Here is a 14,070-nt window from a genome sequence, read left to right on the forward strand (position 1 = left end):
CGAAATAAACTTCGACAGCTTCTTTTTTAATTGTGCATAAACATATTTTTAATTGTGCATAAACATATTTTGGATTGTTTCATGAGAATTTGTATTCTCTAATGCAACTAATAATTTAATACGTGCTTTTTGAGCATTTAAGCCGTATGTGAATACAATACCCATATCTTTTAATTGTTTGCCGCCACCTTCATATGAATATACATCTTGAACGATGCCGTTGAAACAGCGAGAAACTAATACGACAGGAATTCCTTTGTTTATTAATCGTTCTAGACTAGGAAGTGTTCTTGGAGGTAAATTACCTTGTCCAAGTGCTTCAATAACAATCCCGTCTACTGGAAGATTTTCAATTGCTGCTAACAATATATCATCCATACCAGCGTATGCTTTTAGAACGACTACGTTTTTAGAAACCTTATTTACTGAATATGTTTCGTGATGTACTAAAGCGTGATGGAATACAACGCCGCGCTTTGTTACCATACCAATTGGTCCATACTGTGGACTCTGGAATGTTGCCACGTTACTTGTATGTGTTTTCGTTACATTTGTAGCGCAATGAATTTCGTCGTTTAATACGACTAAAACACCTTTTTCAGCAGCTTCACTACAGCTAGCGACTTTTACAGCCGATAAGAAGTTATATAGACCATCAGCACCTAATTCATTACTAGAACGCATTGCGCCTGTTACAACGATTGGAATAGTTGCTTGCACTGTTAAATCTAAGAAATAGGCTGTTTCTTCTAATGTATCCGTACCATGCGTAATGACTACGCCATGAATGTTGTCTTGTTTTACTCTTTCATCAATGATGACTTGTAATTGTAACATTTCGCTCGGTGTCATATGAGGAGATGGTAGATGGAACACATCTTCAACGATTAAATCAACATCGCCTTCTAAATCAGGAATAAATTTTAAAAGAGGATTTTTTTCACCTGGTTGTACGACCCCAGTTTCTTTATCTTCCTCCATTGCAATTGTTCCACCTGTGTGTAAAACTAGGATTCTTTTCAATGCTTATACCCCTTTCAAGTTGAAAAATACATTTAGAACATAACATGTTTTGAGTAAATTCGACAATGGAAATGTATAAAAGTATGCCTCGAAAATGACAATAAAATTAACTGCTATATGTACGATGTGTAAATATAGGATAGGAGGAAGCAATTACGTTGAAAAAGATGGAGAAAATTTTTATTCGTATATTAGTAATACAATTCATTTGTCTTTGTATTGTGCAATTGTTATTTATACATAAGTCATCAGTGAAATATTTATCTAAAATTGTTTATTATGAAGGTGTCGTGGTAAAAAACAAAACAGAAATCTTACAGGTGAATAGGTAGTTTTCATTTTCTTCTATGAAGGAGTATGCTACAATAATTGAGGATTTAATGACGTGAAGCAAATGAGAAGAAGCAGGAGAATACCTGCTTTTCGTTTTGTTTTATAAGTGAAAAAATGAGGTGTTACAATGGATAAACGAATTTCAATTGCTATAGATGGTCCAGCAGCTGCTGGAAAAAGTACGGTTGCAAAAGTTGTGGCAAAGAAACTTTCATACGTTTATATTGATACAGGCGCAATGTACCGCACGATTACATATGCAGCCCTTGAACAAAAAGTGGACATTGAGAATGAAGAGAAGTTAATGGAAGTTGTAAAGAATGTAAATATTGACTTTCAGCAAGGAGAAAATACACAACTTGTATTTTTAAATGGACAAGATGTTTCTGAAGTAATTCGTACACCTGAGGTGACGAATCGAGTATCTATTGTGGCGAAACATCGCCTTGTTCGTGAAGAAATGGTACGTCGTCAACAAGAGTTAGCGGAAAAAGGCGGCGTTGTAATGGATGGCCGTGATATTGGTACACATGTGTTACCAGATGCTGAAGTGAAGATCTTTATGCTTGCTTCTGTTGAAGAAAGAGCAGAAAGAAGACATTTAGAAAATATGAATAAAGGTTTCGATTCTAATTTAGAGCAGTTGAAAAAAGAAATTGCTCAGCGTGATAAATTAGATTCAGAACGCGAAGTTTCTCCTCTCAAAAAGGCTGATGATGCATTGGAATTAGATACAACTTCTTTATCAATTGAAGAAGTTGTCCAAAAAATTATGAGTATTGTTTCAGGAGTGTTTGCGAAATAAAGAAAGGGGATAGCCTCTTTCTTTTTTTGTTTGTATAGAAATGTAAAGGATACGTGAATTGTGAGTCTCTTTCCTTGACAAATGATCAGATTTGTAAGAAGTTAGTAAAAGAGAGATAAAACTTTCAGAATATATTCGCTATTATATTTCAAAACATACTTTCTTCAAGATGATTTTGCTGTATACTATTTATATAAGTTTAATATATTTTCTAGTGAAATTTATGAAAATCAAGTATGTGATGATAAATTCTTAAACATGCAAATGAAAACAATTGTTTTCATTTCGTATATACATAAAAAATGCTTTGTCAATTCTGTAGGGAGGTATTTCCATGGTAGAGAAAATGAATGAAGAAGTTATGGATTCAAAAGAATTACAAGTTGGTGACGTTGTTACAGGTTCTGTAACGAAAGTTGAAGAGAAACAAGTGCTTGTAAATGTTGGATACAAAACAGATGGCGTAATTCCAATTAGTGAATTAGCTAACGTTCATATTGAAAAAGCAAGCGATGTTGTAGAATTAGATCAAACACTAGAATTAAAGGTTATTAAATTAGAAGAAGAAGATCTTGTCTTATCTAAACGTGCTGTTGATGCAGAAAAAGCATGGGTAGAATTACAAGAGAAATTCACTTCTGGTCATGTGTTTGATGTTACTGTAAAAGATATTGTGAATGGTGGATTAGTGGTGGACCTTGGTGTTCGTGGTTTTATCCCAGCTTCACTTGTAGAAGTACATTATGTAGAAGATTTTACTGACTATAAAGGCAAAACATTAGCCGTGAAAATTGTTGAATTAGACCGCGAAAAAAATCGTGTAATCCTTTCGCATAAAGCAGTAGTAGAATTAGAACTAGATTCTAAGAAAAAAGAAGCGATTTCTTCATTAAAAGAAGGAGACGTTGTTGAAGGAACAGTGCAACGATTAACGGATTTTGGTGCTTTCGTTAACGTTGGTGGTGTGGACGGTTTAGTTCATATTTCACAAATTTCACACGAACGAGTAGAGCAACCTTCTGAAGTATTAGAGCAAGGTCAAAAGGTAAAGGTTAAGGTGTTATCTGTTGATGCTGATACACAACGTATTTCTTTATCAATTAAAGCAGCTCAACCAGGGCCTTGGGAAAATGTGGCTGGCGAACTAAAAGCTGGAGATATTCGTGAAGGAGTCGTAAAACGTCTTGTTACATTCGGTGCATTCGTTGAAGTTTTACCTGGCGTTGAAGGTCTTGTGCACGTATCTCAAATTGCAAATCGTCACGTGAAAAATCCAAATGAAGTATTGGAAATGGGACAAGAAGTAAAAGTGAAAGTACTTGAAGTCCATGTAGCAGAGAAACGTATTTCTTTAAGTATAAAAGAAGCGCTTGAGGAAAATAATGTAATTGAAGATTACAGTCAGTATGAGCCAAATGCTGATTCTGCTACTTTCCAATTAAGTGATATTATTGGTGAACAACTGAAAAAATTAAAGAAATAAAGAGGGGTACAAGTGGTAAGGGCAAAACGTAAATTAGATCATATTGAATACGCTCTTTCTACTGGTCAGTCTCGTACGCATGGCTTTCATGATGTTGATTTTGTGCATCAAGGTTTGCCAAATTCAAGTTATGACACAATAACATGTGAAACAAAAATCGGCGAACTTTCACTAAGTTCGCCGATTTTTATCAATGCGATGACTGGTGGTGGAGGAGAGAAAACGTTACATATTAATGAGAAATTAGCATATGTAGCGAAACATCATAATCTTGCTATGGCTGTAGGTTCGCAAATGGCGGCGTTAAAAGATGAAAGTGAGGCTGCTTCTTATAAGATTATCAGAAAGGTAAATCCGAATGGTATTTTCTTTGCTAATTTAGGTAGTGAGGCAACTATCGAACAGGCAGAGCGTGCTGTTGATATGATTGAAGCAAATGCATTGCAAATTCATTTAAATGTCATACAAGAGTTAACGATGCCAGAAGGAGACCGTGACTTTACTGGTGTACTTCAGCGCATTGAGAAAATTGTTTTAAATAGTAAAGTTCCTGTCATTGTGAAAGAAGTTGGATTTGGGATGAGTAAGGAAACAATACAACAGTTAGCGAGTGTAGGTGTAACGGCAATTGATATTGGTGGACAAGGTGGTACGAATTTTGCTGCTGTTGAAAATGAAAGAAGACAGCGAATGCTTTCTTATTTTAATAACTGGGGCATACAAACAGCTACCTCGATTATTGAAGCAACCTCTACAAATAATAACCTCTCTTTTATTGCATCTGGGGGTATACAAACAGCACTTGACGTAGCGAAAGCAATCGCATTAGGGGCGAATACAACTGCGTTTGCTGGATACTTTTTACGTATTTTAATGCAAGATGGTATCGAGAAGTTAGTGGATGAAATTGATCTTTTACATACAGATTTGAAATTTATTATGACAGCTCTTGGTGCAAAGACGATAGAAGAGTTACAGGCTGTACCTCTTGTTGTAAAGGGCGAAACGTATCATTGGTTAACGCAGCGTGGTATTGATACGACGCATTATAGTAGAAGATAAAAAATCAAACGTGGGGTTGATTTTTTGTTTTCTGTTCTTTTTTAGTAATATAAAGTGAGGAATGAATTAATATTCTATCAAAGTAAAAAATAAAATTATTATTATGTATATAAACATTAGCTCGTGAAAATTGCGACTGAAATAGAGGTTGAAAAATATAGATATTGTACTGATGAATTATTGGAAAGGGTTTAATTTTGTCAAAGAAAATAGGTGGAGGTAAAAATAAATCCTAGAAAGATTTATACATGAAATATTATTTTGATATAAATAAAAATGTGAAAGACGGTTTCGTACAATATCGAAACCGTCTTTTTGTATTCATTAGTGCTGATTCTGCTTGCGAGCTTGCTCTGGTGTATCCAGTCCAGTAGCCCCCGGATATTGTAGTGATTGGTCACGGTCAGATTCAACGCGTCGTGATTCTCTTAGTTTTCGTTCTTGACGATCTTTACCCATAATGAATAGCACCTCCTTATTAAAAGTGTTGCTGTTATATGAAAAAACTATGCGCGAAGAAAGTGGATTAACTTTCATAAAAAGTTCCCATAATGGAAAACATAGGAGGTGAAATGATGGAAGGGAGTACTTTTTATTTTGTAGCTTGGATAGGGTGGATTATTGTAACTTTTTTTATGAAAAAGGACTCTATTCGGTGGAAGATAAGCGCTTGTATATTGATTTTTATTATTTGCTCTCCGTTACATGTAAAGATTGCTTCATTCACGGTATCAGTAAATGCACTGTTGCTTTGTATTGTAGCTTTTATAGGAACCACGCTCTATTCTATTTGGAAAAAATTATATAGCTTACTTTCGGCACTTATTATTGCAATGTTATATACAAGTTTTCATTTGTTAGAAGTATATGATCCGATTTGGATTGTGGTGGACAGGTTGTTTTTGTTAAGTGGTGCTCTTGTGTATGCATCGGTTGTATTGCATGAGGATCGCATATTACGATTATGTTCTCTTTATATAGGGATGTTACAGGGGGAGTTGTTAGTGACACTTATTTTTCGAAAACTACATTTCCCTTATGATTACGGAAGTTTAGCGTTTTTTGATATCGTCGCCGTTGCTACATTTTTCATGGCAATTTTATTTTGGATTGCAAAAGCATCAGTATACATGGAACAGTTTAAGAGGAAAGCACGTAAAAGAAAGGCGAGGGTAATACATGACTGAATATACACCGGCCATTTTATGCGGAGTAATAGCGGGTACAGTAACGAGAGTGCTAATGCTCCGGACAGATACGCGTCAATATCCGACGAGGCTCCACGGGAAAATTATTCACGTTGCGATGGGGTTAATTGCAGCGGCTTTAGGAGCGATTGCGATTCCGTCGATTTTGAAAAAAGATTTTTCTGCTATTACATTTCTTACATTAGCAGCAACACAGTTTCGTGATGTGCGTAATATGGAAAGAAATACCCTTCAACAATTAGATGGATATGAGCTCGTACCGCGTGGAAATACATATATTGAAGGGATTGCATTAGTTTTTGAAAGTCGCAACTATTTGGCGATGTTAACGTCGTTTGCAACGACGTTTGCGTATATAGGGTTCCGTTCATGGATTGCAGGAGTAATTATGGCTATCATCGCATTTATTATCGCGAAAAAATTAATGTCTGGCAAAAGGTTACATGATCTTGTTGATATCGAGCATGTTCCACTTCGTTTTGAAGGAGCGGGGCTGTATATTGATAATATTTACATTATGAATATTGGATTGCCAGCAAGGCAAGAGGAAATTATGAAATATGGAATGGGCTTTATTTTAAGGCCGAAAACAATTGATGCGATGGTGACAATCTCAAACTTAGGACAACGACAAGCTATTTTACATGATGTTTCTGTTGCTTTAGGGATTTATAGAGATTCTGGTACGCCAGCGCTTGTGCCGTTAGCAAAGCGTGATTTAGAAGATGGTAGGGTTGGGATTTTTGTCTTGCCACAAGATCAAGATGCAGAAAAAGCGATAGGTGTCATAGGGAATGTGCCGACGTTAGAAAGTGCTGTTCATATGTCATCGGAAGCCCCGAAAGGAAGGGGAGATAAAAGATGATGTTAGAAAGTGTAATTCTCGCGGTTATTACAACAACACCGGATAAATTTGCTGGTGGTGCCCCTTTGTTTACTTGTGAATCGACAGATGAATTAGAATTTGTTGCAAATAATTTAGAGGCAATTTTAGATGGTATTGCGCATCGCTTACAAGAGAATGTATATATTATTGTGAAACATTAGTAACGTGTGGTATAATGTGAGGTGTTTTGATACGCTGAGAAATATTCTGGAATGCAAATCCCTTCTTGCACAAAGAAGGGTTTTTTACATAATAAACAGAAGCAAGTTGAAAGGATGAAAGTATATGCCGAAACCAGTAATAGCAATAGTAGGCCGCCCGAACGTAGGAAAATCTACTATTTTCAATAGAATTGTTGGAGAAAGAGTTTCAATCGTAGAAGATATACCAGGTATAACGCGAGACCGTATTTATAGTGCGGGAGAATGGTTAAATCATGAGTTTAACATTATTGATACAGGTGGAATTGATATTGGAGACGAGCCGTTCTTGACACAAATTCGTCAACAAGCGGAAGTAGCGATTGATGAAGCGGATGTTATCATTTTTATGACGAATGGTCGCGATGGTGTAACTGCAGCAGATGAAGAAGTTGCTAAAATTTTATATCGTTCTAAAAAACCAATTGTACTTGCGGTAAATAAGGTTGATAATCCAGAAATGCGTAGTGATATTTATGATTTTTATGCATTAGGATTTGGTGAGCCATTCCCGATTTCAGGTACACACGGTTTAGGACTTGGTGATTTGTTAGATGAAGCTGCAAATCATTTTCCAAAGATTGAAGAAGAAGCGTATGACGATGAAACAATCCGTTTCTCTTTAATTGGACGTCCAAATGTAGGGAAATCATCACTTGTAAATGCACTTCTTGGGCAAGAACGTGTAATTGTAAGTAATATAGCGGGAACGACACGTGATGCTGTTGATACACCATATAGTAAAGATGGTCAAGATTATGTAATCATCGATACAGCTGGTATGCGTAAAAAAGGGAAAGTATACGAAAGCACAGAAAAGTATAGTGTACTTCGTGCACTTAGAGCAATTGAACGTTCTGACGTTGTTTTAGTTGTTTTAGACGGAGAAGAAGGTATTATTGAACAGGATAAAAAAATCGCTGGATATGCTCATGATTCAGGACGTGCTGTTATTATCGTCGTAAACAAATGGGATGCAGTGAAAAAAGATGAAAAAACAATGAAAGCATTTGAAGAAAACATCCGTGCTCATTTCCAATTTTTAGAGTACGCACCGATTGTATTCTTATCTGCGAAAACGAAAAAACGTACACAAACATTATTACCAGTTATTAATGAAGTAAATGAAAGCCATAGTATCCGTATTCAAACGAACGTATTAAATGATGTAATTATGGATGCGGTAGCGATGAATCCAACACCAACTCATAATGGTAGCCGTCTGAAAATCTTCTATGCGACACAGGTTGCGGTAAAACCACCAACATTTGTTATATTTGTAAACGATACAGAATTAATGCACTTTTCATATGAGCGCTTCTTAAAGAATCGTTTACGTGAAGCTTTCGGTTTTGTAGGAACACCGATTCACATTATCGCTAGAGCAAGAGACTAATGGAGAGGATGTGATTTTATGACAAAAATCACAGTAATAGGAGCAGGTAGCTGGGGAACAGCGTTAGCGATGGTATTAGCTGACAATGGACATGATGTACGTATTTGGGGAAATCGTTCTGAACTTATGGATGAGATTAATACCAAACATGAGAATAGTCGATACCTTCCAGGAATTACATTGCCAAGCACAATCGTAGCCTACTCTTCTTTAGAAGAAGCATTAGTAGATGTAAATGTAGTACTTCTTGTAGTACCAACGAAAGCGTATAGAGAAGTATTACAAGATATGAAGAAATATGTAGCGGGTCCGACTACTTGGATTCATGCAAGTAAAGGAATTGAACCTGGTACGTCAAAACGTATTTCGGAAGTGATTGAGGAAGAAATTCCAGAGGACTTAATTAAAGATGTTGTTGTACTGTCTGGACCGAGTCATGCTGAAGAAGTTGGTTTACGTCAAGCGACAACTGTTACGTCTGCAGCAAAGCGTATGGAAGCGGCTGAGGAAGTACAAGATTTGTTTATGAATAGTTACTTCCGTGTATACACAAATCCAGATATCGTTGGAGTTGAACTTGGTGGTGCGTTAAAAAATATTATCGCGTTAGCTGCTGGGATAACTGATGGTCTTGGATTAGGTGATAATGCGAAAGCGGCACTAATGACACGTGGTTTAACAGAGATCGCTCGCTTAGGAAGAAAAATGGGCGGAAATCCGTTAACGTTTGCTGGTCTAACTGGTATGGGAGACTTAATTGTAACTTGTACAAGTGTTCATAGCCGAAATTGGCGCGCGGGTAATTTACTTGGAAAAGGGCACTCTTTAGAAGAAGTGTTAGAAAGCATGGGTATGGTTGTGGAAGGTGTAAGAACAACGAAAGCTGCTCATGAATTGGCAGAGAAAATGGAAGTGGAAATGCCGATTACAGCTGCTTTATATGACGTGCTATTTAATGGGAATAATGTAAAAGATGCAGTAGGCTCATTAATGGGGCGTGTTCGAAAACACGAAGTAGAAGCTATACCTGATTTACTTTAAAGAAAAGCGACAGAAGTACAATTGTACTTCTGTCGCTTTTTATTTGTTTGGGTCTTTTCACCATTTTTTTATTTTTGCATAGGATGAAGAGTAACTTGAGGAGAGGGTGAAAAGAATGGATAATAACATTTTTAATAACATTGAAAAAGAAGCGAAAGTGAATAAAGAAGATATTTTTAAATTAGCATCATCTGTACAAAATGCGAATTTACGTGATGAGACTGTGCTTCGTCAATTGATTCATCAAGTGGCTCTTATGGCAGGACGTGAAGTGCCAAAAGAACAAGAGGATCAAATTGTAAAAGCGATTATTAACAATAATATGCCAGCAGATTTTGGCTCGTTAAGCAAAATGTTTAAAAAATAAAATATGAGAAACAAAGAGTTTGTAGATTGCATATGATAGCCATGAAAGTATTGGAATAGAGCTGTTTTGGGCATATTTGGTCAACCGAAGCGAGAGGATACACTCGCTTCGGTTTTTATGTTTATGGAGACTAGTGGAAAATACTGAAAAACCTATTGATTACAGTTACATATTCGCAATTTGCAGTAAAATGTTCTTTTTGTATTTGTTTAAAGATTTTAATTTGTTAAAATAGTATAAAAATAGATTAATAAAAAGGGGTGTGTATATGTCGGAAGGGCTTATAAAAATGTGGTTTGCTTTAGGGGCAATTGGATTTATGTTTTTTGCAGTAAGTTTTATTTTGCTAAGCAGATATAAAATAAAGAATAAAATTTTGAAAGGGATTACAGCTTTGGTAGCCTACACCCTTATGGTTGTGTCAGGAATTGTTATTTTTCTTGTTGTATTTAGTGGACCTGTACAGCAGTAAAGGGAATGGTCTCGAAAATGCTACATACGGAGTAAGTTATATTAGTATGAAAGGTGATTGCTAGTGAAAAAAGTCCATATTATTTTAATATTTTGTTGTATGAGCCTTTTAACAGGATGTCTGTATCCGAAAGAAAATATGAAACAAAATGCTGTTCCTTATGAAGATCAGCTACAGGTCGTTCAAAAAGCTGTTGCGACATTTAAGGAGCAAAATGGTGGGATATTGCCAATTAAGACGCGGGATATGAATACGCCTATTTATCAAAAGTATCCAATCGATTTTCAAAAGATTGCTCCGCGTTACATACAAGAAGCGCCAGGGAACGCGTATGAAAGCGGAGGAGTATATCAATACGTATTAATAGACGTTGAAACAAACCCGACAGTAAAGTTAATTGATGTTAGGATGGCTGAACAAATTCAGCAGTTATCATTAAAGCTTCGGATGTATCGGGATGAACATCAATATCCACCTTTTAAAAAGATAATTTCAGATGGAGTGTATGAATTAGATTTCAAAAAACTAGGATATAAAGATGTACCGCAAGTGACAAGTCCGTATTCTGGTAAAGGGCTTCCGTTTGTAATCAATGAAAAGGGAGAAGTTTTTGTTGATTATAGAATCGATTTATATGAAGCGTTGAAAAAAAATGAAGGGCAATTTAAGGAGGGAGAAGATATTCGGAATATACTTTCGAAAGATTCTCCATTTGTACCTGCGTATTCTTTACCGTATACGGTAAAGAATGGAGAACCAATTTTTTTAAAATCATAAGTCATGAACCTTTCTTTTAGTGAATAAGTTCTAGAAGAAAGGTTTTTTATGTTACACAACTTACGATGCAAACAAAAGGTATTTTTTAATAGTCATATGAAATTGGACAAAATTATATGATATATTGTCCGAACTTCTAGAATACCATTATATTATATCAGATATTATAGACAACGTTAGAGAAGGTATTAGTTGACTATAAACGTGGAATTATTCCCAAAAATATTGAGGGAGGGAATCACTTGGAAAAGGTAGATATTTTTAAAGATATTGCGGAACGCACAGGCGGTGATATTTATTTTGGAGTTGTAGGAGCTGTTCGAACAGGGAAATCAACATTCATTAAAAAATTTATGGAACTTGTAGTTATTCCTAATATTGAGAATGAGTCTGACCGTCAAAGGGCGCAGGATGAACTGCCTCAAAGTGCTGCTGGTCGTACAATTATGACGACGGAACCGAAGTTTGTTCCAAACCAAGCGGTTTCTATCGAAGTAGATGAAGGTCTTGAAGTGAATATTCGATTGGTAGATTGCGTTGGATATACAGTTCCAGGAGCAAAAGGCTATGAAGATGAGAATGGCCCGCGCATGATTAATACTCCTTGGTATGAAGAACCTATTCCATTCCATGAAGCTGCAGAAATCGGCACACGTAAAGTAATTCAAGAACATTCAACGATTGGTGTTGTAATTACAACAGATGGAACGATTGGTGAAATTCCAAGAAGAGATTATATAGAGGCAGAAGAACGCGTCGTAAATGAGTTAAAAGAAGTCGGAAAACCTTTCATTATGATCATCAACACTGTACAGCCGTATCATCCAGATACAGAGCAATTGCGCCAAAGTTTATCTGAAGAATATGATATCCCAGTCATTGCGATGAGTGTCGAAAGTTTAAGAGAAACAGATGTGTACAATGTACTTCGAGAGGCGTTATTTGAGTTCCCTGTTTTAGAAGTGAATGTGAACCTTCCGAGCTGGGTAATGGTGTTAAATGAAGGGCATTGGTTACGCCAAAGTTATCAAGAAGCTGTTCAAGAGACTGTTAAGGATATAAAACGTCTTCGTGATGTGGACCGTGTCGTGTGGCAGTTTAGTCAGTATGAATTTATTGATCGAGCGAGCCTAGCTGGCATTGATATGGGGCAAGGCGTAGCAGAAATTGATTTATATGCACCAGATGAATTATATGATCAAATTTTAAAAGAAGTAGTAGGAGTGGAAATTCGAGGGAAAGATCATTTATTGAAGCTTATGCTCGATTTATCCCATGCGAAAATAGAATACGATCAAGTGGCGGATGCCCTGCGTATGGTAAAGCAAACAGGATATGGTGTAGCGGCGCCTGCGTTAGCTGATATGAGCTTAGATGAGCCAGAAATTATTCGTCACGGTTCAAGGTTTGGTGTGAAATTAAAAGCTGTAGCTCCGTCTATTCATATGATTAAAGTAGATGTGGAGTCTACGTTTGAGCCAATCATTGGTACTGAAAAGCAAAGTGAAGAATTAGTTCGTTATTTAATGCAAGATTTTGAAGATGATCCATTATCAATTTGGAATTCTGACATATTTGGACGTTCGCTTAGCTCTATTGTTCGAGAAGGCATTCAGGCGAAACTATCTTTAATGCCAGAAAATGCGAGATATAAATTAAAAGAAACGCTAGAAAGAATTATTAATGAAGGATCTGGCGGATTAATTGCGATTATATTATAAGAAAAAATCCCTCTCATCGTAGAGGGATTTTTTTGATTTTCGCGTATGAAATAGAAAAATAAACAGTCATTATCTAATATATTGTTGTAAATTGTCAAGTTTCATCAGATTTTCACATTTTAAGAGTAAGAATTTCCTTAAAAATATTGAATTATAAAGGAGAATCGTATAATATAGGCGTTGATAATGATTTATCTACATCTTTGTAGTATAGAATTTGCAAAAATTGCCTACAAATGAAAGTAAGACTCATTTTATGATCATTATACAGTCTTATCTTTGGGAGGAGGTGAATGGCATGAACAAGACAGATTTAATCAATGCTGTTGCAGAAGCAAGTTCCCTTTCTAAAAAGGACGCAACAAAAGCAGTAGACGCTGTTTTTGATTCTATCTTAGAAGCTTTAAAACAAGGTGATAAAGTACAACTGATCGGATTCGGTAACTTCGAAGTTCGTGAGCGTGCGGCTCGTAAAGGTCGTAACCCACAAACAGGTGAGGAGATTGAAATCGCTGCAAGTAAAGTACCTGCATTCAAACCTGGTAAAGCGTTAAAAGATGCGGTTAAATAATCCTTACATATTAACAGGGAAGAAGAGTTTCCTTTTTGGAAACTCTTCTTTTTGCTTTTAAAAACATAAATATGCTAGAATGTGTTCGTATCACTTTTAGGTTTTCGGGAGGGCTAGCGGATGGCAAAAGTTAATTTAGAACAAATTGAGCATGCAGTACGCCTTATTTTAGAGGCAATCGGAGATGACCCAAATCGTGAGGGAGTACTTGATACACCAAAGCGTGTTGCGAAAATGTACGCAGAAGTGTTCTCAGGTATGCATGAAGATCCGAAAGAACATTTACATAAAGTGTTCGGAGAAGATCACGAGGAGCTTGTATTAGTAAAAGATATACCGTTTTATTCGATGTGTGAGCATCATTTAGTTCCATTCTATGGAGTTGCTCACGTTGCATATATTCCGCAAGGCGGAAAAGTGACAGGGTTAAGTAAATTAGCTCGCACTGTAGATACAATTGCACGTCGTCCACAACTACAAGAACGTATTACATCAACAGTAGCGAACTCTATTATGGAAGTACTAGAGCCGCATGGTGTAATGGTAGTAGTAGAAGCGGAACATATGTGCATGACGATGCGTGGCGTGAAAAAGCCAGGCGCGAAAACAGTAACAACAGCAGTACGTGGTGTGCTAGAAAATGATGCTGCGGCACGTAGTGAAATTTTATCTTTTATTAAAACGAAGTAAAGAAAAGTGGGAAACTGCTTTTCTTTTTTTTTTTT

At 36.3% G+C, this 14,070-nt stretch carries 17 protein-coding genes; 15 read left to right on the forward strand and 2 right to left on the reverse strand.

The genetic code is table 11. The features are described 5' to 3' along the window. Positions 1 to 48 precede the first annotated feature (48 nt). On the reverse strand, positions 49 to 1,023 hold the full coding sequence (gene ansA, locus F8162_RS19180; protein ID WP_151631081.1) for an asparaginase: 975 nt from the start codon (positions 1,021 to 1,023) through the stop codon (positions 49 to 51). A 158-nt stretch (positions 1,024 to 1,181) separates the two neighbouring features. Here ansA and F8162_RS28800 point away from each other — a divergent pair, with 158 nt between their 5' ends. The 4 genes from F8162_RS28800 to F8162_RS19195 all read left to right on the forward strand — a co-directional run bounded on the left by F8162_RS28800 (position 1,182) and on the right by F8162_RS19195 (position 4,706). Further along, positions 1,182 to 1,355: a YpfB family protein gene (locus F8162_RS28800; protein ID WP_192797639.1), complete on the forward strand. Its 174-nt coding sequence runs from the start codon at positions 1,182 to 1,184 to the stop codon at positions 1,353 to 1,355. A 128-nt stretch (positions 1,356 to 1,483) separates the two neighbouring features. After that, positions 1,484 to 2,161 carry a (d)CMP kinase gene (gene cmk / locus F8162_RS19185; protein ID WP_151631080.1) on the forward strand — a complete coding sequence of 226 codons (678 nt, stop codon included), beginning with the start codon at positions 1,484 to 1,486 and terminating at the stop codon, positions 2,159 to 2,161. 334 nt (positions 2,162 to 2,495) lie between these two features. Beyond that, positions 2,496 to 3,644: a 30S ribosomal protein S1 gene (gene rpsA, locus F8162_RS19190; protein WP_151631079.1), complete on the forward strand. Its 1,149-nt coding sequence runs from the start codon at positions 2,496 to 2,498 to the stop codon at positions 3,642 to 3,644. 12 nt (positions 3,645 to 3,656) lie between these two features. After that, positions 3,657 to 4,706: a type 2 isopentenyl-diphosphate Delta-isomerase gene (locus F8162_RS19195; RefSeq protein ID WP_151631078.1), complete on the forward strand. Its 1,050-nt coding sequence runs from the start codon at positions 3,657 to 3,659 to the stop codon at positions 4,704 to 4,706. Positions 4,707 to 5,030: 324 nt separating this feature from the next. On the opposite strand, the gene F8162_RS19200 is transcribed toward F8162_RS19195, so the two are convergent. Then, positions 5,031 to 5,165 (reverse strand): YpzI family protein, encoded by a 135-nt coding sequence (locus F8162_RS19200; protein WP_000513900.1) that lies wholly within the window; start codon positions 5,163 to 5,165, stop codon positions 5,031 to 5,033. A gap of 116 nt (positions 5,166 to 5,281) precedes the next feature. Between F8162_RS19200 and F8162_RS19205 the strand changes: the two genes are divergently transcribed. The 11 genes from F8162_RS19205 to folE all read left to right on the forward strand — a co-directional run bounded on the left by F8162_RS19205 (position 5,282) and on the right by folE (position 14,035). Beyond that, positions 5,282 to 5,893: a hypothetical protein gene (locus F8162_RS19205; RefSeq protein WP_151631768.1), complete on the forward strand. Its 612-nt coding sequence runs from the start codon at positions 5,282 to 5,284 to the stop codon at positions 5,891 to 5,893. After that, positions 5,886 to 6,779: a YIEGIA family protein gene (locus F8162_RS19210; RefSeq protein WP_151631077.1), complete on the forward strand. Its 894-nt coding sequence runs from the start codon at positions 5,886 to 5,888 to the stop codon at positions 6,777 to 6,779. Before F8162_RS19205 ends, F8162_RS19210 begins: the two co-directional genes overlap by 8 nt. Beyond that, positions 6,776 to 6,961, forward strand: a complete 186-nt coding sequence (locus F8162_RS19215) for a capping complex subunit for YIEGIA (protein WP_151631076.1) — start codon at positions 6,776 to 6,778, stop codon at positions 6,959 to 6,961. Before F8162_RS19210 ends, F8162_RS19215 begins: the two co-directional genes overlap by 4 nt. A 124-nt stretch (positions 6,962 to 7,085) precedes the next feature. Further along, the gene (gene der / locus F8162_RS19220) at positions 7,086 to 8,396 is read left to right on the forward strand and encodes a ribosome biogenesis GTPase Der (RefSeq protein WP_001125888.1); all 1,311 of its coding nucleotides are present in this window, start codon (positions 7,086 to 7,088) and stop codon (positions 8,394 to 8,396) included. 18 nt (positions 8,397 to 8,414) lie between these two features. Next, positions 8,415 to 9,437: an NAD(P)H-dependent glycerol-3-phosphate dehydrogenase gene (locus F8162_RS19225; protein ID WP_151631075.1), complete on the forward strand. Its 1,023-nt coding sequence runs from the start codon at positions 8,415 to 8,417 to the stop codon at positions 9,435 to 9,437. 115 nt (positions 9,438 to 9,552) lie between these two features. After that, entirely contained in the window at positions 9,553 to 9,804 is a 252-nt protein-coding gene (locus tag F8162_RS19230; protein ID WP_000369753.1) for a stage VI sporulation protein F, read from the forward strand. 268 nt (positions 9,805 to 10,072) lie between these two features. Next, positions 10,073 to 10,276, forward strand: coding sequence for a DUF2768 domain-containing protein (locus tag F8162_RS19235; RefSeq protein WP_001288997.1), 204 nt, complete (start codon positions 10,073 to 10,075; stop codon positions 10,274 to 10,276). Positions 10,277 to 10,339: 63 nt separating this feature from the next. Beyond that, positions 10,340 to 11,053: a hypothetical protein gene (locus tag F8162_RS19240; RefSeq protein WP_151631074.1), complete on the forward strand. Its 714-nt coding sequence runs from the start codon at positions 10,340 to 10,342 to the stop codon at positions 11,051 to 11,053. 242 nt (positions 11,054 to 11,295) lie between these two features. Further along, entirely contained in the window at positions 11,296 to 12,774 is a 1,479-nt protein-coding gene (spoIVA, locus tag F8162_RS19245; protein ID WP_000416519.1) for a stage IV sporulation protein A, read from the forward strand. 298 nt (positions 12,775 to 13,072) lie between these two features. Then, complete coding sequence (locus tag F8162_RS19250) at positions 13,073 to 13,345, forward strand: HU family DNA-binding protein (RefSeq protein WP_001043860.1); 273 nt, start codon at positions 13,073 to 13,075, stop codon at positions 13,343 to 13,345. Positions 13,346 to 13,465: 120 nt separating this feature from the next. Beyond that, positions 13,466 to 14,035 carry a GTP cyclohydrolase I FolE gene (gene folE, locus F8162_RS19255; protein ID WP_001151482.1) on the forward strand — a complete coding sequence of 190 codons (570 nt, stop codon included), beginning with the start codon at positions 13,466 to 13,468 and terminating at the stop codon, positions 14,033 to 14,035. Positions 14,036 to 14,070 lie beyond the last annotated feature (35 nt).

The organism is Bacillus sp. CH140a_4T, assembly GCF_008923725.1.
In the GTDB taxonomy this organism is placed as follows: domain Bacteria; phylum Bacillota; class Bacilli; order Bacillales; family Bacillaceae_G; genus Bacillus_A.